Source organism: Wolbachia endosymbiont of Drosophila seguyi (genome assembly GCF_028981765.1).
In the GTDB taxonomy this organism is placed as follows: Bacteria; Pseudomonadota; Alphaproteobacteria; order Rickettsiales; family Anaplasmataceae; genus Wolbachia; species Wolbachia pipientis.
Map to the genome: position 1 here is coordinate 1 of NZ_JAPQLM010000019.1, position 848 is coordinate 848.

General features: G+C 33.4%; 1 protein-coding gene. It reads right to left on the reverse strand.

Annotated features, from left to right (window positions below):
- On the reverse strand, window positions 1-848 hold an 848-nt coding region (locus tag OZD62_RS00320; RefSeq protein WP_275019184.1), incomplete at both ends, for an N-acetylmuramoyl-L-alanine amidase.

Genomic DNA, 848 nt, shown 5'->3' on the forward strand with positions numbered 1-848 from the left:
TTCTCATCAAACTCATCTGAGTAATCAGCATTATTATCAGGAAAAATTACATTACCTTTCTTATCATTCCAAGGTTCTATCTTATAGAAAAATCTGTTCAGCCTTTGTTTTAATTTCAAAATACCTTCATTTCTATCACCTGCTTTATACAATGTTTTGCCCATTTTGTGTTTAGCATCTTTAGGGTTTATTCTGTCACTTATGTGCAATCCAATTTCATTTTTCTCTAATAACTCCCAATCAAACAATTTGTGTGGATCTGGTTTACGCATTGTATAGCCAAGCTCTGGATCATACACTATAGTTCCTATTTCAGAATGACTAAATATCATATCCCTTTTAATTTTAAAACGCTCCATAAGGTATAAAATCAGCTCTTTAACAGATCTCATTTGCTCTTCCGGAAAAGGCTCAAGTCCTGTGTTTACAATTTCAATACCTACAGAATAGTTGTTAAGCTTCCGTAACTCTTCAAGCTTACTATCTACCTTAACTCTTGCATAACTAATACCAGCATGCCATGCTTCTTTCTCTAATGGAACCATTAAGGTGATGCTGCCATCCCTATCGACAATAAAATGAACTGACAATCCTCTAGCATTCAGCGTATCTTTTGTACCTTTTAGTGTTGATGTTTCAGTATGGTGAACTATAACCATTAACACTTTTTTACCTGCCCTATCACCATAATTTAAAGCTGAAGCTGGATCTAAAAATAACAAATCCTGATCTTTCAATAATGGTAATTTTTCTTGTAAATCTTGAAAATCATTCTCGATATTGCTTGAACTGGATACTTGCCCAGATATGAGAAATGCTGAGACAGTAATCAGTAAAACTAATAAATA